We start from the raw sequence: 18,739 nt of genomic DNA, 5'->3' as shown, positions 1-18,739 counted from the left end.
ATGCCGATGAGGACAGAGCTCGACCGCCTCGCGGGCGGTGCGCACCACGACCCCCACTCCGTGCTGGGAGCACATCCAGCGACCGGCGGAGTGGTGTTCCGCACGTTGCGACCCCTGGCCGAACGCGTGCGGGTGGTGCTGGAGGACGGCTCTGCCCACGACATGAAACACCAGGCCCACGGGGTGTTCGAGGTGACGGTGCCGGGGCTGGACAAGGTGCCCGCGTACACGCTGAGCGTCAAGTACTCCGGCGCGGAGCCGTACGAGGTGCGTGACCCGTACCGGCACTGGCCCACGCTCGGCGAGGTGGACCTGCACCTGATCGGCGAGGGGCGGCACGAGCGGCTGTGGGAGGTGCTCGGCGCTCGCGTGATGGAGCACGAGGACGTCCAGGGCACGGCGTTCGCCGTCTGGGCGCCGAACGCGCGCGGGATCAGGGTCGTCGGCGACTTCAACCACTGGGACGGCGTCGCCTACCCGATGCGGTCGCTGGGCCGGTCCGGGGTGTGGGAGCTGTTCGTACCCGGGCTGCAGGCGGGCCAGCGGTACAAGTACCAGGTCCTGGGCGCCGACGGGGTGTGGCGCGACAAGGCCGACCCGATGGCCAGGCGGACCGAGGTGCCGCCGATGACGGCGTCGGTGATCGACAAGTCCGACTACAGCTGGCAGGACGACGCCTGGATGGTCGAGCGGCGCGGCCGGCAGGCGCAGAGCGGGCCGATGAGCATCTACGAGGTGCACCTGGGCTCGTGGCGGCCGGGGCTGTCGTACGTGGAGCTGGCCGACCAGCTCTCCGAGTACGCCGCGGACCTGGGCTTCACCCACGTGGAGCTGCTGCCGGTGGCCGAGCACCCGTTCGGCGGGTCGTGGGGTTACCAGGTGACCTCGTACTACGCGCCGACGGCGCGGTTCGGCACCCCCGACGAGTTCCGCCACTTCGTGGACCGCATGCACCAGCGCGGCATCGGCGTGCTGCTCGACTGGGTGCCGGCGCACTTCCCGATGGACGAGTGGGCGCTGGCCCGCTTCGACGGCACCCCGCTGTACGAGCACGCCGACCCGGCCAGGGGCGAGCACCCCGACTGGGGCACCTACGTGTTCGACTTCGGCCGCAGGGAGGTCAAGAACTTCCTGGTGGCCAACGCCCTGTTCTGGCTGAAGGAGTTCCACATCGACGGCCTGCGCGTGGACGCGGTGGCCTCGATGCTCTACCTCGACTACTCGCGGCGCGAGGGCGAGTGGACGCCGAACGTGTACGGCGGCAGGGAGAACCTCGACGCGGTCGAGTTCCTCAAGGAGATGAACTCGGTCTGCTACCGGGAGGCGCCCGGCATCACGACCGTGGCCGAGGAGTCGACGGCCTGGCCGGGGGTCTCGCGGCCGGTGCATCTGGGCGGCCTCGGGTTCGGGTTCAAGTGGAACATGGGGTGGATGCACGACACGCTCAAGTACCTGCAGCACGAGCCGATCTTCCGCCAGTACCACCACCACGAGATGACGTTCTCGCTGCTGTACGCCTACTCGGAGAACTACGTGCTGCCGCTGTCGCACGACGAGGTCGTGCACGGCAAGGGCTCACTGCTGGGCAAGATGCCGGGCGACGAGTGGCAGCGGTTCGCGCAGTTGCGGGCGCTGCTGGCGTTCATGTGGGCGCATCCGGGCAAGCAGCTGCTTTTCATGGGCGGCGAGTTCGGCCAGGGCTCGGAGTGGTCGGAGAGCCGCGGGCTCGACTGGTGGGTGCTGGAGTTCGACGGGCACCAGGGCGTGCAGCGGCTGGTCCGCGACCTGAACCGGATCTACCGCGACACCCCGGCGCTGTGGGAGCAGGACGCCAGGCCCGAGGGCTTCCGGTGGATCGACGCCGACGACGCCTCGGGCAACACGCTGTCGTTCGTCCGCTACGCCGGCGACGGGTCGGCGGTGGCGTGCGTGGTGAACTTCAGCGGCGGGCCGCACGAGAACTACCGGCTCGGGCTCCCGTACGCGGGCCAGTGGGCGGAGGCGGTCAACACCGACGCCTACGACTACTGGGGCAGCGGCGTGGGCAACCTGGGGGTGGTCGAGGCGGCGGACGAGCCGTGGCACGGGCTGCCGTACTCCACGACGCTGCGCGTGCCGCCGCTGGGCGCGGTGTGGCTCACGCACGAGGGAACAGGCTGAACGATTGAGGTGCACCCGCTGAAAGTTCGGTGAGAAACCGCCCTGAGGCCTGTGCCTCTGGGGCAAATCGCCCTAAACTCCGAGATCATCCCCTTCGGAGGACGCGTGCGATTCCGCCCCCTGATCGTCAGCACGATCGCCCTGGCCCTGCTGCCGCTGTCGGGCCCCGCGTACGCGCAGGACCCGGCACCGACCCCGGCGCCGGGCGCGACGCAGACGCAGACACCGACGGAACAGCCCCCGGTGGAACAGCCCGCGGAGGAGACCCCTCCCGCGGAGGACCCCGCCGACCCTGAGAGCAAGGTCGAGGACGGCTTAGGCGTGGACGGCGGCACCGAGCGCGCCATCGTCGAGCTGACCGACCCCGCCGAGACCGCGCCCGTGGCCACCCAGGCCGCCGCCGAGAGCGTGGACGTGGTGCTGCAGCCGCAGAGCCAGCCGTTCATGGTCGTGGAGGGGACGGCGGAGGAGCTGGCCAAGCTGGCCGAGGACCCGCGGGTCTCCTCCATCCACCGCGACCGGACGTACACGCCGGCCGAGGTCGCCCCCAGCCTCTCCCTGATCGGCGCCGACAAGGTGCACGCCGCCGGCACCACCGGGACCGGCCAGGTGGTGGCCGTGATCGACACCGGCATCGACGTCGACCACCCGTGGTTCCAGGGCCGGATCGTGGCCCAGGCGTGCTTCTCCGCCACGGAGGACAGCGGGGTCGTCTCGCTCTGCCCGAACGGCCTCAACCAGCAGACGGACGGGAACGCGGCGGACGCGACGACCCCCAACTGCCTGCTCGACGGCGTGAACCTGTGCGACCACGGCTCCCACGTCGCGGGCATCGCGGCCGGCACCGGAGGCGTGGCGCCGGGCGCGGGCATCGTGGCGGTGCAGGTGTTCAGCCGGCTCAACGACGAGGACAGCTGCGGCGAGCCGGCGTGCCTGGTGGCGTACGAGTCGTCGCTGCGCCAGGCCCTCGACTACGTGGCGGGCCTGAACCAGCCCCTCGCGGCGGTGAACATGAGCCTCGGCGGCATGCTGTACGAGACGAGCTGCGACGCCACCGAGGAAGGCGCGATCTTCAAGGAGAAGTTCGACGCGCTGCTGGCCAGGAACATCGCGACCGTGGTGGCCGCGGGCAACGAGTACTTCGAGGGCACGGCCCACCCGGCCTGCGTCTCCACGGCGGTGACCGTCGGCGCGAACGACAACGCCGACGCGATCGCGGAGTGGTCCAACCGGGGCTCGCTGCTCGACCTGTTCGCGCCGGGCGTGGACGTCGAGTCGGCGGTGCCCGACAACACCACGACCGTCTACAGCGGCACCTCGATGGCGACCCCGCAGGTGACCGGCGCGCTGGCGCTGATGAGGGCGGCCGCGCCGGACAAGCCGATGGCCGAGCTGATCGAGACGCTGAAGACGACCGGCAGGCCGTACGTGTACGACGTCGCCGGCGCCCAGGTCACCACCCCGCGTCTGGACCTGGCGGCGGCCCTGACCGGCGCGGCCGTGCAGCCGCCCGTCACCCAGAGCCCGTCCCCGGTGGCGGACGGGCCCGCGGACGACAGCGCGCCCGAGCCCGACCCGAGCGACAGCAGCGGGCCCACCCCCGAGCCCGGCGACCCGGCGGAGCCGGCGCCGTCGCCGTCCTCCACCCCGGTCCCGCTGCCGACGGTGACGGTCACGGTGACCGTGACGGAGACGGCCAAGGTGCCTGCCGCGGTCTGCACGCGGGGCACCGACGCGCGGAAGCTGACGACCGCGAGGTGGGCGGTGGAGCTGCACCGCGCCAGCGGCACGATCTCGGACGAGACGCTGACCTGCTACCTGAAGCTGATCGGCAAGTCGAGCAAGGTGTTCCCCGAGCTGACGAAGGCCTCGTCGCTGGGCAAGGCGTACCGCGTGCTGAAGAGCCCCAAGACCCGCAAGGCCAAGCTGGACAGCGCCCTGCTGACGGCCTGGCTGAACTGGGCGAACGGCACGAACGGCACGACGGCGCTGGGCGCGGCCGAGAAGGTCAGGCTCAGCAGCAAGCCCACCGCGGCGGCGTTGAAGAAGGCCACCAGCAACATCCTCAAAACCGTTAAATAGCAGCATTTCCGAAAAGGCCGGTCACTTCAGACCGGCCTTTTCGCTTGTGTCGCATAAATGCAAAATAGCCTCCAACGTTTAATCGGGTTACATACGTCACTGACATCACAGATGTCACAGGTGGGGAGGTAAGCGGCTGTACGCAGCCGAGGGAGCCGGAAACGCTTCACGGCTCCAGCCTCCGGGAGGAAGAAGTGAGGCTACGGTCTCTGCTGGTCGGCGCAACGATGCTGGCCATGACGTCCGGCGCTCTCTGCGCCGGTCCGGCTCTCCAAGCCGACACCACCGACACCGGTGACCCGATCATCAGTCCCGCGCTCGTCTCGGAGATCCAGGAGAAGAGCGCAGTACGCTCCATCATCCAGCTCAAGCCCGGCCAGAGCGTCGAGGCCGTGGCCGCCGACATCGAGCAGGCCTCGGAGGGCAGCCGCGTCCTGGAGGCCGCGGAGTCGCCCAACTTCTTCGTCGCCGAGCTCGACGGCGCCACGCTGGAGAAGCTCAAGCAGGATTCCCGCGTCCAGTCCGTCTACAAGGACGAGCTGAGCATGCCCCTGCTCGACGCCAGCACGGCCAGGATCCGCTCGGTCCAGGCGAACACCGCGGGCTGGAACGGCACGGGCACCACGGTCGCCGTCATCGACACGGGCATCGACAGCGACCACCCGTTCTTCACCGGCCGGATCGCGGACGAGGCGTGCTTCTCCTCGTCCAGCGGCAGGGACGGCGCCGTCTCTCTCTGCCCGAACAACCAGCCCAGCCAGACGGGCCCCGGCGCGGCCAACGTCGAGATCCCGCAGTGCACGGTCAACGGCCAGAACGCCTGCTCGCACGGCACGCACGTGGCGGGCATCGCGGCGGGCAAGATGGTCACGGGCGCGCCGGGCAACGGCGTCGCGCCCGAGGCCCGCCTGATCCCGATCCAGGTGTTCAGCCGCATCGACAACCCGCTGACCTGCGGGATCGGCGGTTCCACCGCGCCCTGCTTCCTCAGCTACACCTCGGACCAGAAGCTGGCGCTGGAGTACGTCACGCGGGTGGTCAGGACGTTCAACATCGCGGCCGTGAACATGAGCCTGGGCAGCGCCCGCGGCTACACCGAGGCCTGCGACACGGACACGACGGCCGCGGCGGTCAAGCCGGAGTTCGACGCCCTGGTGAGCCTGGGGGTGGCTCCGGTCGTCGCGGCGGGCAACGCCGGCCTGCCGAACGCCGTCGCCTCACCCGCCTGCATCTCCTCGGCCGTCTCCACCGGCGCCACGGACGACGCCGACGCGCTGGCGACGTTCACCAACCGCGGCAACCTGCTCGACCTGTTCGCGCCGGGCGTGGCCGTCAACTCCGCGGTGCCGGACGACGTGTACGGGGTCAAGGCCGGGACCTCGATGTCCGCGCCGCACGTGGCGGGGGCGTTCGCGCTGATGCGGCAGCGGTACCCGGAGTACACGGTGGCCCAGAGCCTGCAGCGGCTGCAGGACACCGGCACGCCCATCCAGTTCGACTCCTCGGGAACAGCGGTGATCAAGTCGCGGATCGACCTGGAACGCGCCACCACGAGCACCCAGGGGCCCGCCAACCCTGGCGTCTGATCAGGATCCAGCGAGGGGCCGGGCCACCCGGCCCCTTTCCCATGTCCGGAGACATGAACAAGAAGCTATAACGGAACACACCGCCCCCTCTGACATCAGTTGTCCGATTACTACACTTCTGCTGACAAAAACCCCCCGAACCCCCGGAGGAGCAGTTGAGACTCGCGTCTCTGCTGGCCGGCGCCATCGCGTTAGCCGCCACCTCGGCGGCGCTGGTGGCCACCCCCGCACTCGCCGACCCGGAAACCAAGCTCGACCCCGCGATCACGGCGAGCGGCGAGCACCGCGCGATCGTCCGCGTCCGCCAGCCCGCCCAGGTCCCGTCCGCGCAGTCCAGCGCCGAGGCGGTCGAGCAGGACCGGAGGAACGTCGGCGCGGCGCCACCCGCCGACGTCGCCGGCAAGCTCGACTTCTTCGTCTACCGCGGCACCCGGGCCGAGCTGGAGCAGATCGCCCAGCAGTCCGACGTGGTCTCGATCCGCAAGGACAAGCTCAACGGCGCCACCCTGGTGGAGAGCATCCCGCTGATCGGCGCCGACAAGGCGCACCGCCTCGGCTACACCGGCAAGGGCACCGCCGTGGCGATCCTCGACTCCGGCATCGACACCGACCACCCCGCCTTCGGCGACCGCATCGTGGCCCAGGCGTGCTTCTCGGCCACGGACCCGGTGGACGGCTCCACGCCGCTGTGCCCGAACGGCAGCCAGTTCCAGATCGGCGACGGGGCCGCGGACGCCGGGACGGCGGCGTGCATGACGGGCGCCCCGCAGCCGCAGTACGGCCTGTGCTACCACGGCACCCACGTGGCGGGCATCGCCGCGGGCCGGCGCACCGCCGAGTTCGCCGCCGACGGCGTCGCCCCCAAGGCGAAGATCATCCCGGTGCAGGTCTTCAGCCGCTTCGACAACTCGCCGTACTGCGCGGGCCGCCCGGTCTGCGTCCTGGCCTACGACTCCTCCATCCTGACCGGCATGGCCTACGCCGACCTGCTGGCCGACCAGTACAACCTCGCCTCGGTGAACCTGAGCCTGGGCGGCGGCCAGTACGACACGGCCTGCGACGAGGGCGACGGCGCCGACTTCAAGGCCGAGGTGGACAAGCTCCTCGCCAAGGACGTCGCCACGGTGGTCGCCTCCGGCAACAACGGCTTCGAGGCGTCGGTGTCGTGGCCCGCGTGCGTCTCCAACACGGTGGCCGTGGGCGCCACGGACAAGCAGGACGCGGTGGCGAGCTTCTCCAACCGGGGCCCGCTGCTCGACCTGTACGCCCCGGGCGTCGCGATCACGGCGGCCATCGCGGGTGACACGTACGCGGCGCTGAACGGCACCTCCATGGCGACCCCGCACGTCACGGGCGCGTTCGCGCTGCTGCGCCAGAAGAGCAGGCACGCCACGGTGGACAGGCTGCTCAGCGCGTTGCGGCTGACGGGCGAGCCGATCACGTACCCGAGCGCGGGCGACGAGGTCACCACGCCGCGCATCGACGTCCGGGCCGCCCTCCGCAAGGTGTAGGCAGCCCGGAACCCGGGAGAGCCCCGCCGGATCGAGCCGGACCGGCGGGCGCTCTCGTACCATGATTGCGTGCAGGGCCTCCTCCGCTCGCTGTGGGACGAGCCCCGTCCGCCCCAGGCGCCGCGCCGCGTGTGGCGAGACCGGGCGCTCGTGGGGCTGCTCGCCGTGGCCATCGCGCTCGAAGGCGTGTTCAGGACCGACCTCCAGTGGCGGCCGATCTCCGTGATCTTCGCCGCGGCGATGTTGCCCACGCTCTTATGGCGCCGTACGCAGCCGCTGCTCGCCGTGGCGATCCCGGTCGTGCTCTCGACCGTGGTCCAGCTCGTCACGGCGGCCGATCCGGCCGAGATGGGCTCCGCCGCCTACATCCTGATCCTGCTCTACGCGCTGTGCCGCTGGGGGTCGGGCCGGGAGGCCGCCGCGGGGCTGGTGCTGATCACCGTCGCTGTGCTGGCCGGCGTGGTGTCCGGGCACATCCACGCGGGCGACGTCGCCGGGGCGTTCGCCGTCGTGTTCGCGGGGATGACGCTGGGCGGCACCTTCCGCTACCGGGCCAGGGCCAGGATGCGCGAGCTCGACCAGGTCAAGCTGCTCGAACGCGAGCAGCTGGCCCGCGACCTGCACGACACCGTCGCCCACCACGTCTCGGCGATGGCGATCAGGGCCCAGGCGGGCATCGCGACCGCGAGCGCCGACCCCGCCGCCGCCGTCGACGCGCTGCGGGTGATCGAGGCCGAGGCGTCCCGCACGCTCGCCGAGATGCGCACCATGGTCCGTGTCCTGCGCCGCGACCAGGGAGGCTCCGCCCCCGAGATGGCGCCGAACCCGCACCTCGCCGACCTGTGGGAGCTCGCCGGGCGCGGCCGGGTCGGCCCCGCCGTGGACGTGCGGATCGACGGCGACCTCGACGGCGTGCCCGCCTCCGTCGGAGCCGCGATCTACCGGATCGCGCAGGAGTCGGTCACCAACGCCCGGCGGCACGCCCGGCACGCCACCCGGATCGAGGTCCGCGTGGCCGCCGACGACGCGTCCGTGCGCCTGCGCGTGAGCGACGACGGCGACAGCACCGCGGGCCGGCCCGTCACCGCGTCCGGCTACGGGCTGCTCGGCATGATCGAACGCGCCGGGCTGCTCGGCGGCACCTGCGAAGCCGGTCCCAACCCCGGTCGCGGCTGGACCGTGACCGCCGAACTGCCTCGAACGGGAGCCTCCACATGACCACAGGGCCGGCGGAGCACCCGGGCGTCCCGCAGGAGAACGCCGGGATGCCGGGCGGACCGGGCCACGACGGTCCCGTCCGGGTGATCGTCGCCGACGACCAGGAGATCGCCCGCACCGGCCTGCGGATGATCCTCGACGCCCAGCCCGGCATCGAGGTCGTCGCCGAGGCCGCCGACGGTCACCGCGCCGTCGAGCTGGCCCGGCGGCTGCGGCCCGACGTGTGCCTGTTCGACATCCGCATGCCCCGCTGCGACGGCATCGAGGCCACCCGCGCCCTGGCCGGCCCCGACGTGGCGGACCCGATGGCCGTCGTCGTGATCACCACGTTCGACCTCGACGAGTACGTCTACGCGGCGCTCAGGGCGGGCGCCCGCGGGTTCCTGCTCAAGGACGCCGGCCCCGCCCTGCTCGCCCAGGCGGTCCGCGCCGCGGCGGGCGGCGACGCGCTCATCGCGCCGAGCATCACGGCCCGCCTGCTGTCCGCCTTCGCCGGCACCGGCCCCGCCCGGCCCCGCCTGCAGCCGATCGAGGCGCTCACCGAGCGGGAGGAGGAGATCCTGCTCACCGTGGCCCGCGGGCGGACCAACAACGAGATCGCCGACGAGCTGCACATCTCGCTGAGCACGGTCAAGAGCCACGTGGCGAGCCTGATGACCAAGCTCGGCGTCCGCAACAGGGTGGAGATCGCCATGTGGGCGTACGAGACGAACCGCGTCAGGCAGCGCTGACCCGCCACCCCCGCCGCCGGATGATCGCCTCGGCGACGGCGGCGTTGATCGCCCAGGCCGCGCCCAGGAGCAGCGCCCGGGTGAGGTGGTCCGGCTCGCCGGCGGCCGCGATCCACACCCCCTGCGTCACGGCCTGGGTGCCGGCGCCGGCGCCGATGGCGTACGCGCGCATCATCCAGGCGCGGTGCCGGCGCACCTCCCCGCGGCGGACGGCGACGAAGCCGAGCACGAGGGAGCCCAGCATGGCCGTCCCCGCCACCCACCGGAACACGCTCAGCAGCCCGTCGTCACCCGGCGGCAGCTCGGCGAACGCGGTCATCCACAACCCCGACAACGCCGCCACCAGCCCGAACCCGACCAGCGCCCGCCCAGCGGCCCGGTGCCACCCGCGCCTGCGCCGCCGGAACCGGGGCGCGAACTGGAACGCGCCCACCGCGCTGTAGACGGAGACGGCCACGATGTGCGCCACGACCGGCGCTGGCGCGGCGAAGAAGCGGGCGTTGGCCTGCGTGATCTCCGCCCCTCCGGTCAGCTCGGTGAGGCGGATGCCGCCCGCGAGCAGGGGGACGAAGCTGAGGGCGATCAGTCCGGCAGGCACGAGCCAGCTCGTCCTGCGTGCGGCGGCGAGGTCTTCGGGCATGCCCCGATGGTGTCCGCCGGGGCCGCTGCGGCTCATCGCCCTGGAGGCCGGACCTGGATGAGCCGATCGGCCGGTCAAGAGGTCGTACTTTCGACCGTTATGCCGCCCCGCAGGTCGCGCCCACACTGAGGCCCATCGACCCTCCCGGAAGGAGATCCCGATGAAGGCCTACGTCCTCACCTCGTACGGCTCCCCCGACGCCCTGGAGCTCAAGCACGTCGCCCAGCCCGCACCCGGCCCCGGCGAGGTCCTGGTACGGGTGCGCGCCGCCTCCGTCCAGCCCGCGGACTGGCACCTCATGCGCGGTGAGCCGTTCATCTCCCGGCTCATGCCCGGCCCCCTGGGCCTGCGCAAGCCCAAGATCACCATCCTGGGCGCGGACGTGGCGGGAGAGGTGGAGGCGGTCGGGCCGGGCGTCACGCGGTTCCAGCCGGGCGACGAGGTGTTCGCGATGACCGCCAAGGGCGGCGGTTTCGCCGAGTACGTGTGCGTGCCGGAGACCGAGCTCGCGCCCAAGCCCGCGAAGCTGTCGTTCGAGGAGGCGGCGGCCGTGCCCCTGGCCGCCGGCACCGCCCTGCTGGCCCTGCGCGACCAGGGCCGGGTGCGGCCCGGGCAGCGGGTCCTGATCAACGGCGCCTCGGGCGGCGTGGGCACGTTCGCGGTGCAGCTCGCCAAGGCGTACGGCGCGCACGTCACGGGCGTGTGCAGCACGCGCAACCTGGACCTGGTGCGCTCGCTCGGCGCGGACGAGGTCGTCGACCGCACGAAGGAGGACTTCACCCGCGCCGGGCAGGTCTACGACGTGCTCCTCTACATCGCGGGCAACCGCTCGTTCTCCCAGTGCCGCAGGGTGCTGGCGCGCAAGGGCGTCTGCGTCCTGATCGGCGGCGCGGCCAGCCGCTGGCTGCAGCCCGCCGGCCACGTCTTCGCGACCCTCGCGGCGTCGGCGTTCGTCCCGCAGAAGGCGGTGCTGACGGACGTGCTGGGCGCCAAGGGGAACCGGCGCAACCTGGAGGAGCTGACCGGGCTCGTCGAGGACGGCAGGCTCGCGCCGGTGGTGGACCGCGTGTACGACTTCGAGGAGCTGCGGGCGGCGATCCGCTACCAGGAGGAGGGGCACGCCCCCGGCAAGGTCGTCGTCCGGGTGTGACCGGACGCGCGCCACCTCTGCGCTCGGTGGGAACACGCCCCAGCCCATTTCGGAATGTGTCGCTTAGGGTGGCTTCTATGGACGCAGGCAAGGCGATCTTCGAAACCGTCGACAAGCTCCGTCAGCGGCGGACGGCCCCGCTGATCCTGGAGCTCGATCTCACCGAAGGCCTCACCGAGGGCCCGCCGGCGGATCCGCTCGCCGCGGTGCTGTCCATGCGCAAGACGCGCCTGGCCGACGTGCTGTCCGGGCTCAAGCGGGCCCGGCAGGACCCCAGGGTCAAGGCGCTGGTGGTGAAGATCGGGGGGCAGCCGCTGGGCCTGGCCATGGTGCAGGAGCTGCGCCAGGCCGTGATCCACTTCCGCGCCTCGGGCAAGCTGACCGTCGCGTTCTCCGAGACGTTCGGGGAGTTCGGCGGGGGGACGGTGCCGTACTATCTGGCGACCGCCTTCGAGCGGCTCTACCTGCAGCCCAGCGGTGACGTCGGGCTGACCGGGGTGGCGCTGGAGCAGCGCTTCGTCAAGGGGGCGCTGGGCAAGCTGGGCGTCGGGTTCGAGGCCGGGCAGCGGCACGAGTACAAGACCGCGCCCAACACCTTCACCCAGGACCACATGACCGACCCGCACCGCGAGTCCATGGCGCGCATCGTCGAGTCGGTCACCGAGAGCATGGTCGCGGGCATCGCCGACGGCCGCCGCCTGGACCCGGGCAAGGTGCGGGAGCTGATCGACCGCGGCCCGTTCACCGCCGCCGAGGCGCAGGAGGCCGGGCTGGTCGACGGGCTGGCCTACCGCGACGAGGTGTACGACGAGCTCAAGCGGGCCGCGGGCGACGAGGCGCACCTGCTGTACGTCTCCCGCTACGCCAGGGGCGCGGCCGTGCGCAAGCTGCCGCACCCGATGGCCGACGCGATCGCGCTCGTGCACGCCACCGGCATGATCAGGACCGGCCGCAGCGGCCGCAGCCCGCTCGGCGGGGGCGGCGCGATGGGCTCCGACACGATCAGTGCGGCGCTGCGCGCGGCCAGGCGCGACGACCACGTCAAGGCGGTCGTGTTCCGGGTGGACAGCCCCGGCGGCTCGTACGTGGCCAGCGACACGGTCTGGCGCGAGGTGACGCTGACGCGCAAGGTCAAGCCGGTGATCGTGTCCATGGGCGACCTGGCGGCCTCCGGCGGCTACTTCATCTCGATGGCGGCCGACGTGATCGTGGCCCAGCCCGGCACGCTGACCGGCTCGATCGGCGTGTACGGCGGCAAGCCCGTCTTCTCCGAGCTGCTGGAGAAGGCCGGGATCACCTCGGAGATGGTGGCCGAGGGCGCCAACGCCGGCATGTTCTCCACCTCGCGCGGCTTCTCGCCCGAGCAGTGGGAGCGCATCAACGCCTGGCTCGACCGCATCTACGACGACTTCGTGGGCAAGGTGGCCCAGAGCCGAGACCTGTCGCGCGAGCGCACCCACGAGCTGGCCCGCGGCCGGGTCTGGACGGGCGCCGACGCCCGGGCGAGCGGGCTGGTGGACGAGCTGGGCGGGCTGGAGGACGCGCTGGCCATGGCCAGGAAGCGGGCCGGTCTGGCCGACGACGCCCCGGTGCGCACGTACCCGCGGCTCAATCCGCTGGAGCGGCTGCGCGGGCCGGAGTCGAGCGAGGACAGGTCGGCGGCGCTGGCCAGGATCCGGATGGACGCCTGGGGGCCGCTCGCCCGGCTGTCGGCCGAGCTGGGCCTGCCCGCGGTGGGGCCGCTGATCCTGCCCGGCTGGTACTCCATCCGCTGATCCTGCCCGGCCGGCGCTCCGTCCGCTGACCGCGTGACGGCTTTGCGGTCGAGAAGCCGGTCAACTCTCGGACACCATGAAAGCGCAGGTCAGACACCCTCATTTCGAGATATATCCGCATTCGGCGGACGAATCTGATCTTGCGCGGTAATCTTCCTGCGTCATTCGCCGGGCCCCGGAGAGGCATGCCTCTCCGGGGCCCGGCGGCGTGTTCATGGACACGACGAAACGAGGAAGGCTCGTGATCCGACCCTCCAGGGCTCTCTTACCCGCAGCCGCCGTCCTGCTGGCCTGCACCGCCGCGCCACCCGCCACCGCGGACGACGCCGGCGCTCCAGGATCCGCGATCGTACGGCCCGTCTCGGGCGTCAGCCCGCTGCCCGCCGACTGCGGGCCTCCCCCCGCCGACGGCTACACCCTGAACCCGAACACCGAGGTCCTGCCCATGCTGGCGCGGGACCCGAACCGTCCGGAACGCCTCGTCACGGTGTTCCAGCAGGACCGCTGGAACCGTTACGGCAGCAACGGCACGGGCGTCGCCGTGTCGGACGACCGCGGCCTCACCTGGCGGCAGTCCGCCGACCGGCCCGCCTTCTCCCGGTGCGACGGCGGGGACTACGACGTCGCGACGGACCACTGGGTCACGATCACCCCGTCCGGCACGGCCGTGGCCGCCGCCCTGTCGATGTCGCGCGCCGGCGACGTGACCGCCATCCTGGTGTCCCGCTCCGGTGACGGCGGCCGTACCTGGGAGGCGCCGGTCACCCTGCAGCGGGACGACAACGTGCGCTTCTTCAACGACCGCCCTGCGGTGACCGCGGACCCGTACCGCCCCGGCGTGCTCTACACCGTGTGGGACCGCATCGACGACCAGTCGACCAGCACCACGCCGAACTGGGTGCAGCCGGTCTACCTGGCCAAGTCGACCGACGACGGGCGCACCTGGACCACGAGCAAGGTGTACGACGTGCCCGCGAACAGCGGCGTCATCGGCACCCAGCTCGTGGCGCTCCCGGACGGGACGCTGCTGATCGGCATGCACCACGAGACGATCACCGAGGGCTCGACCCAGGTCATCCGCTCGACCGACGGCGGCAGGACCTGGTCGGCGCCGACGCTGAACGTCCCCGCCCCGCTCGCGGTGGGCCCGCGGATCCCCGACCCCGACGACTCGGGTGACCCGATCCGCAACGCCGCCCTGCCGCTGCTGGCCGCCCAGCCGGGCACGCGCATGGTCAACGCCGTCTGGCCGAGCCAGGACCCCGACGGCACCTTCCACGTGGCCTACTCGCGGTCGGCGGACGGCGGGAAGAGCTGGTCCAGCCCGATCCGCGTGGACAAGACGCCCGCGGGCTCGGCCGCCGTGCCGGTCATCGCCGCGTCCAGGACGGGCACCGTGGCGATCACCTACTACGACTTCCGCAACAACACGCCCGACCCCGCCACCCTGCCCACCGACCTGTGGGCCATCACGTGCGCGAGCGGCTGCACCAAGCCGGGGGCCTGGCGCGAGCGGCACGTCGAGGGGCCGTTCGACACGCGGAAGGTTCCGCTGACCAGCGTGGGGCGCCTGCTCGGCGACTACACCGGGCTGGTCTCCACCGGCAGCGCCTTCACGGCCGTGTACGGCGTCGCCACCGACGACGACGCCAACCCGGTGGACCTGCACAGCGCGATCTTCGCCGGCTGAGCGGCCGTGCGCGGGGTCCGGCCGGACCGGGCCCCGCCTCCGGTCAGGAGGCGGCCGTCGAGCGGTAGCGGCCGCGCAGCCGTACCAGGGGCTGCAGGGCCGAGTCGACGTAGTCGACGGCCAGCACGGCGGCGATGAAGATGGTGTGATCGCCGGCCGGGACCACCTTGGTGGTCTCGGCCTCGATCGCGGCCACCCCGCCCTCGACGACGAGCGCCTCCGTCAGCTGCCCCCGATGGTGCGGGGTGCCCGCCACCAGCAGCCGGGCGCTGGGCCGCCCCGCGGTGGCGAAGCGGCTGGCGATCGCGGCCTGCCCGGACGACAGCAGGGAGGCCGCCCAGCGGTCCTGCCGGAGCAGGACCTCGTTGAGGTAGCCGCGGCTGGCCAGGCTGACCAGCACCAGCGGCGGCTCCAGCGAGACCGACATCAGCGCCGACACCGTGGTGCCGAGGTCGTCGCGCCCGTCGCGCGCGGTCACGACCGCCACGCCCGCGGCGAGCTGCGCCATCGCCTCCGTGAACAGCTCGCTCATCGCGCGGGCCCCCGGCGGCCGGGGGCCCGCGGCACGGGGGTCATCCGAGACCGTTGGTGGTCAGCCAGTCCTTGGCCACGACCGCGGGCTCGTCCTTGTTCACGGAGATCTTCTGCATCATCTGCAGGAGGGAGTCCGTCGTCAGCTTCGCCGAGATGCCGTTCAGGGTGGTCCTGATCGTCTCGCTGGCCGAGGCCTTGTGCAGCAGCGGGGTCACGTTCTGGGCGGGGAAGATGTTCTTGGGGTCCTGCAGCGCCACGAGGTTGTTGGCGGCCATCTTCGGGTCGGTGGTGAAGACGTTGCCGACCTGGATCGAGCCGTCCTTGATCGCGTCGGACGTGGTCGGCCCCGTCGGCTTCCACTCCTTGAACTCCAGGCCGTAGACCTCCTTGAACCGCGCCTCCCACCGCTTCTTGAACTCGGGCGGGCCGCCGACGACCATGTCCTTGGAGACCTTGGCGAGGTCCTCGATCGTGTTGAGCGACTGCTTGGTCTGGGTGTCCTTGGAGACGGACAGGCTGTCCTTGTCCTCGGCCGGGGAGGCGTCGAGCACCTCCAGCTCGGCCGGCAGCTTCTCCTTCAGCGCCGTGTTGACCTCGTCGGTCGTGGCGGCGGTGGCCTGCGGGTCGATGAAGGCGAGCAGGTTGCCGTTGTACTCGGGGACGATCGTCAGCCCGCCGCTCTTGACCTGGTCGTAGACGACCTCGCGGCTGCCGATGCGGGGCTTCTCCTCCACCTGCACGCCCTTGGCCTCCAGCGCCTGGGCGTAGATCGAGGCGAGCAGCACGCTCTCGTCGAAGTCGAAGGAGCCGATGACGGCCTTACCCCCAGCGCTCGAGGCCGAGCCGGTGGGAGCGGCGCTCGTCGTGTCGAGCGGGTTGCCCCCGGTGCTGCCTCCGCCACCGCAGGCGGCGAGGGCGAGCATCGCCGTGAGGAAGACCCCGGCGACGCCGTACGTGCGTCTCATCTTGCTTTTCCCTTCTAAGCGGGAGGTAATACAGGAGAACCTATCGAACCTTCAGTCGCCGGCTCACCCCAGGAGAGACCGTCACCCTCTGGGCGAGCGCGAACAGGACCTGCACCAAGAGCGCGAACAGCACAATCAGTACTGAACCGCCGACGACGCTCGCGTAATCCTTGGTCGCGAAACCGTCGATCACGTAACGCCCGAGACCGCCGAGCCCGGTGTAGGCGGCGACCGTGGTGGTGGCCACGACCTGGATGGCCGACAACCGGCAGCCGAGCAGGATCAGCGGCAGCGCCACCGGCACCAGCACCCGGCCGAGCACCTGCCCGCCGCGCAGCCCCATCCCGTACGCGGCGTCGCGCAGCTCGGGATCGACCCCCTTGATCCCCTCGAACGTGTTGACCAGGATCGGCGGCACCGACAGCAGCACCAGCGGGATGATCACCGGCCAGATCGAGGTCGTGCCCAGCAGCAGCACGAACATCACCAGCAGACCCAGCGTGGGCAGCGCCCTGGCCAGGTTCGCGGACACCACGACGAGCAGCTCACCGCGCCCGGTGTGCCCGATCGCCAGGCCCAGCGGCACGGCGATCAGCACGGCCAGCAGCAGGGCCAGCGCCGAGAACTCCAGGTGCTCCAGCAGGCGTACGGGGATGCCGCCGGAGCCCGACCAGTTCTCGCCGTTGCCGAAGAACTCGCCCAGCCAGGTCAGGAACGAGGTCAGCCAGTTCATGCCACCGCCCCCTTCCTGGCGCGCACGCGGCCGGCCTTCCGCTTCCGGCGCGACTGCCCCTTCCGGGCGCGCACCCAGGGGGTGAGCAGCCGCTGCGCCAGGACCAGCAGCCCGTCGGCGATCAGCGCCAGCAGCACGATGAGCACGATGCCGACGATCACCGGCGGCATGAACGGGTTCTGGTACGCCCGCGTGAACAGCCCGCCGAGCCCGCCCTGCCCGATCAGCGCTCCCACGCTGACCAGGCTGATGCTGGAGACCGCCACCACCCGCATGCCCGCCAGCACCACCGGCGCCGCGATCGGCAAGTCGACCAGCAGCAGGCGGCGCAGCGGCGTGAAGCCCATCGCCACGGCCGACTGGCGCACGTGGTCGGGCACCGAGTCGATCCCGTCGACCACGGCCGGGATCAGCACCGCCATGCCGTAGAACGTCAGCGGGATGATCACCGTGGTCTGCGACAGCCCGGTCACCGAGATCAGCAGCATGAAGACCGGCAGCGACGGCAGCGCGTACACGACGTTCATGAACCCCGCCGTGGGCTGGTAGAGCCAGCGCCAGCGCACGGAGGCCAGGCCGAGCGGGAGCGCGAACAGCAGCGCGAGCACGATCGGCACCAGCGACATCGTGAGGTGGTCGGTCAGCAGGTTCCTGATGCTGTCGGCCCGGCCGGTGTCCCAGTTGCGCCCGATCCACTCCCAGATGGAGGGAGGCCCGTCACCCATCTGCGGCCTCCGCCAGCGCCTCGTCCAGCGCCTGCCTGGTGGCCACGCCGACGGCCCTGCCCCGCTCGTCCACGGCCACCGCGCAACCCGACGGCGACAGCAGCGCCGCGTCGAGGGCGGAGCGCATGTTGTCGCGGCCGTGCTCGTACGTGCCGGCGGGCTCCAGCTCGCCCGGCCGGTCGCCGCGCCGCCAGCCCACCGGCCGGCCGTCGCCGTCCACGACGAGCAGCCACGGCTCGGACGTGCCGCCGTCGAAGCCCTCGGCCACCGTCAGGTCGGTACGCAGCCGCAGCCCCGCCGTGGAGATGAAGCGCAGCCGCCTGATCCCCCTGTCCTGCCCGAGGAACTCGCGCACGAAGTCGTCGGCCGGCTCCGACAGCAGTGTCCTGGGGTCGGCGAGCTGGGCCAGCCTGCCGCCCACCCGCAGCACCGCCACCCGGTCGCCGAGCTTGATGGCCTCGTCGATGTCGTGCGTGACGAACACGATCGTCTTGTTCAGCTCGCTCTGCAGCCGCAGCAGCTCGTCCTGGAGGTTGGTGCGGACGATGGGGTCGACGGCGCTGAACGGCTCGTCCATGAGCAGCACGGGCGGGTCGGCGGCCAGCGCCCTGGCCACGCCGACGCGCTGCTGCTGGCCGCCGGAGAGCTGGAACGGGTAGCGGCCGGCGAGCGCGGGGTCGAGGCCGACGCGCTCCAGCAGCTCCATGGCCGTGGCGCGGGCCTTCTTCCGGTCCCAGCCCAGGAGGTAGGGGACGGTGGCGATGTTGTCGATGATCTTCCGGTGCGGGAAGAGGCCGGCCTGCTGGATGACGTACCCGATGCCGCGCCGCAGGGTCGGCGGGTCGATGCCCTGCACCGGCTTGCCGTCGAGGAGGATCCGGCCCTCCGTGGCGTCGATCATCCGGTTGATCATGCGCAGGGAGGTCGTCTTCCCGCAGCCCGACGGGCCGACGAACACGGTGATCTCGCCGGTGGGCGCCTCCAGGCTGAGGTCGTCCACGGCGACCGTTCCGTCCGGATAGCGTTTGGTGACAGACTCGAATGTGATCACGCGCGAACTCTCGCTTCGGGGCCTCCGGCGGCAGCGCCGCAGCCCCGTGCCACGACCGCCGCATGATCTGCTGAACCCACAGACTACGGCGGCGCGGACCGGCCTGTCCCCTCGGGTTTTCCTGAAGCGTTTCACCTGAGCTGCGAGATTTCGTATGAAATCTGGATCTGGTAGTGCGCCGGACCACC

15 protein-coding genes are annotated in these 18,739 nt (G+C 71.7%); 9 read left to right on the top strand and 6 right to left on the bottom strand.

Features of this window, described 5'->3' with window-relative positions; translation table 11 throughout:
- The first annotated feature begins 6 nt into the window (after nucleotides 1-6).
- The 6 genes from glgB to HD597_RS59030 all read left to right on the top strand — a co-directional run bounded on the left by glgB (nucleotide 7) and on the right by HD597_RS59030 (nucleotide 9,288).
- On the top strand, nucleotides 7-2,160 hold the full coding sequence (gene glgB / locus HD597_RS59055; RefSeq protein WP_253757679.1) for a 1,4-alpha-glucan branching protein GlgB: 2,154 nt from the start codon (nucleotides 7-9) through the stop codon (nucleotides 2,158-2,160).
- Nucleotides 2,161-2,265: 105 nt separating this feature from the next.
- On the top strand, nucleotides 2,266-4,242 hold the full coding sequence (locus tag HD597_RS59050) for a S8 family peptidase (RefSeq protein WP_253757677.1): 1,977 nt from the start codon (nucleotides 2,266-2,268) through the stop codon (nucleotides 4,240-4,242).
- A 194-nt stretch (nucleotides 4,243-4,436) separates the two neighbouring features.
- Nucleotides 4,437-5,828 (top strand): S8 family peptidase, encoded by a 1,392-nt coding sequence (locus tag HD597_RS59045; RefSeq protein WP_253757675.1) that lies wholly within the window; start codon nucleotides 4,437-4,439, stop codon nucleotides 5,826-5,828.
- Between the two features lie 155 nt (nucleotides 5,829-5,983).
- Entirely contained in the window at nucleotides 5,984-7,339 is a 1,356-nt protein-coding gene (locus HD597_RS59040) for a S8 family peptidase (RefSeq protein ID WP_253757673.1), read from the top strand.
- A gap of 69 nt (nucleotides 7,340-7,408) precedes the next feature.
- On the top strand, nucleotides 7,409-8,557 hold the full coding sequence (locus HD597_RS59035) for a sensor histidine kinase (RefSeq protein WP_253757671.1): 1,149 nt from the start codon (nucleotides 7,409-7,411) through the stop codon (nucleotides 8,555-8,557).
- 47 nt (nucleotides 8,558-8,604) lie between these two features.
- The gene (locus HD597_RS59030) at nucleotides 8,605-9,288 is read left to right on the top strand and encodes a response regulator (RefSeq protein WP_253759940.1); all 684 of its coding nucleotides are present in this window, start codon (nucleotides 8,605-8,607) and stop codon (nucleotides 9,286-9,288) included.
- On the opposite strand, the gene HD597_RS59025 is transcribed toward HD597_RS59030, so the two are convergent.
- The gene (locus tag HD597_RS59025; protein WP_253757669.1) at nucleotides 9,275-9,928 is read right to left on the bottom strand and encodes a DUF2306 domain-containing protein; all 654 of its coding nucleotides are present in this window, start codon (nucleotides 9,926-9,928) and stop codon (nucleotides 9,275-9,277) included. The two genes, HD597_RS59030 and HD597_RS59025, sit on opposite strands and share 14 nt — an antisense overlap.
- A gap of 160 nt (nucleotides 9,929-10,088) precedes the next feature.
- Between HD597_RS59025 and HD597_RS59020 the strand changes: the two genes are divergently transcribed.
- The 3 genes from HD597_RS59020 to HD597_RS59010 all read left to right on the top strand — a co-directional run bounded on the left by HD597_RS59020 (nucleotide 10,089) and on the right by HD597_RS59010 (nucleotide 14,543).
- Nucleotides 10,089-11,078, top strand: a complete 990-nt coding sequence (locus tag HD597_RS59020) for an NAD(P)-dependent alcohol dehydrogenase (RefSeq protein ID WP_253757667.1) — start codon at nucleotides 10,089-10,091, stop codon at nucleotides 11,076-11,078.
- A gap of 77 nt (nucleotides 11,079-11,155) precedes the next feature.
- Nucleotides 11,156-12,853 carry a signal peptide peptidase SppA gene (sppA, locus tag HD597_RS59015; protein WP_253757665.1) on the top strand — a complete coding sequence of 566 codons (1,698 nt, stop codon included), beginning with the start codon at nucleotides 11,156-11,158 and terminating at the stop codon, nucleotides 12,851-12,853.
- Between the two features lie 241 nt (nucleotides 12,854-13,094).
- The gene (locus tag HD597_RS59010) at nucleotides 13,095-14,543 is read left to right on the top strand and encodes a sialidase family protein (protein WP_253757663.1); all 1,449 of its coding nucleotides are present in this window, start codon (nucleotides 13,095-13,097) and stop codon (nucleotides 14,541-14,543) included.
- Nucleotides 14,544-14,586: 43 nt separating this feature from the next.
- Here the strand turns inward: HD597_RS59010 and HD597_RS59005 are convergent, their stop codons facing one another.
- From HD597_RS59005 to HD597_RS58985, 5 genes are read right to left on the bottom strand one after another with little or no spacing between them, the layout of a single operon-like run.
- Nucleotides 14,587-15,075 carry a flavin reductase family protein gene (locus HD597_RS59005; protein WP_253757660.1) on the bottom strand — a complete coding sequence of 163 codons (489 nt, stop codon included), beginning with the start codon at nucleotides 15,073-15,075 and terminating at the stop codon, nucleotides 14,587-14,589.
- 40 nt (nucleotides 15,076-15,115) lie between these two features.
- Nucleotides 15,116-16,042, bottom strand: coding sequence for an ABC transporter substrate-binding protein (locus HD597_RS59000; RefSeq protein WP_253757658.1), 927 nt, complete (start codon nucleotides 16,040-16,042; stop codon nucleotides 15,116-15,118).
- 40 nt (nucleotides 16,043-16,082) lie between these two features.
- Nucleotides 16,083-16,775 carry an ABC transporter permease gene (locus HD597_RS58995; protein WP_253757656.1) on the bottom strand — a complete coding sequence of 231 codons (693 nt, stop codon included), beginning with the start codon at nucleotides 16,773-16,775 and terminating at the stop codon, nucleotides 16,083-16,085.
- Nucleotides 16,772-17,500, bottom strand: a complete 729-nt coding sequence (locus tag HD597_RS58990) for an ABC transporter permease (protein ID WP_253757654.1) — start codon at nucleotides 17,498-17,500, stop codon at nucleotides 16,772-16,774. Before HD597_RS58990 ends, HD597_RS58995 begins: the two co-directional genes overlap by 4 nt.
- Nucleotides 17,493-18,551, bottom strand: a complete 1,059-nt coding sequence (locus HD597_RS58985) for an ABC transporter ATP-binding protein (protein ID WP_253757653.1) — start codon at nucleotides 18,549-18,551, stop codon at nucleotides 17,493-17,495. The genes HD597_RS58990 and HD597_RS58985 overlap by 8 nt, the downstream gene beginning before the upstream one ends.
- Nucleotides 18,552-18,739 lie beyond the last annotated feature (188 nt).

Source organism: Nonomuraea thailandensis (assembly GCF_024172165.1).
Lineage (GTDB): Bacteria > Actinomycetota > Actinomycetes > Streptosporangiales > Streptosporangiaceae > Nonomuraea > Nonomuraea thailandensis.
The sequence above is the reverse complement of the archived record's forward strand: the minus strand, read 5'-3'. Positions and strand labels throughout refer to the sequence as shown.

Excerpts from the sequence above, each read along its gene's own strand:
- glgB (WP_253757679.1), top strand. The coding sequence starts at position 7 with ATGAGGACAGAGCTCGACCGCCTCGCGGGCGGTGCGCACCACGACCCC.
- sppA (WP_253757665.1), top strand. The coding sequence starts at position 11,156 with ATGGACGCAGGCAAGGCGATCTTCGAAACCGTCGACAAGCTCCGTCAG.
- HD597_RS58995 (WP_253757656.1), bottom strand. The coding sequence starts at position 16,775 with ATGAACTGGCTGACCTCGTTCCTGACCTGGCTGGGCGAGTTCTTCGGC.
- HD597_RS59025 (WP_253757669.1), bottom strand. The coding sequence starts at position 9,928 with ATGCCCGAAGACCTCGCCGCCGCACGCAGGACGAGCTGGCTCGTGCCT.
- HD597_RS59000 (WP_253757658.1), bottom strand. The coding sequence starts at position 16,042 with ATGAGACGCACGTACGGCGTCGCCGGGGTCTTCCTCACGGCGATGCTC.
- HD597_RS59020 (WP_253757667.1), top strand. The coding sequence starts at position 10,089 with ATGAAGGCCTACGTCCTCACCTCGTACGGCTCCCCCGACGCCCTGGAG.
- HD597_RS59005 (WP_253757660.1), bottom strand. The coding sequence starts at position 15,075 with ATGAGCGAGCTGTTCACGGAGGCGATGGCGCAGCTCGCCGCGGGCGTG.
- HD597_RS59030 (WP_253759940.1), top strand. The coding sequence starts at position 8,605 with ATGCCGGGCGGACCGGGCCACGACGGTCCCGTCCGGGTGATCGTCGCC.
- HD597_RS58990 (WP_253757654.1), bottom strand. The coding sequence starts at position 17,500 with ATGGGTGACGGGCCTCCCTCCATCTGGGAGTGGATCGGGCGCAACTGG.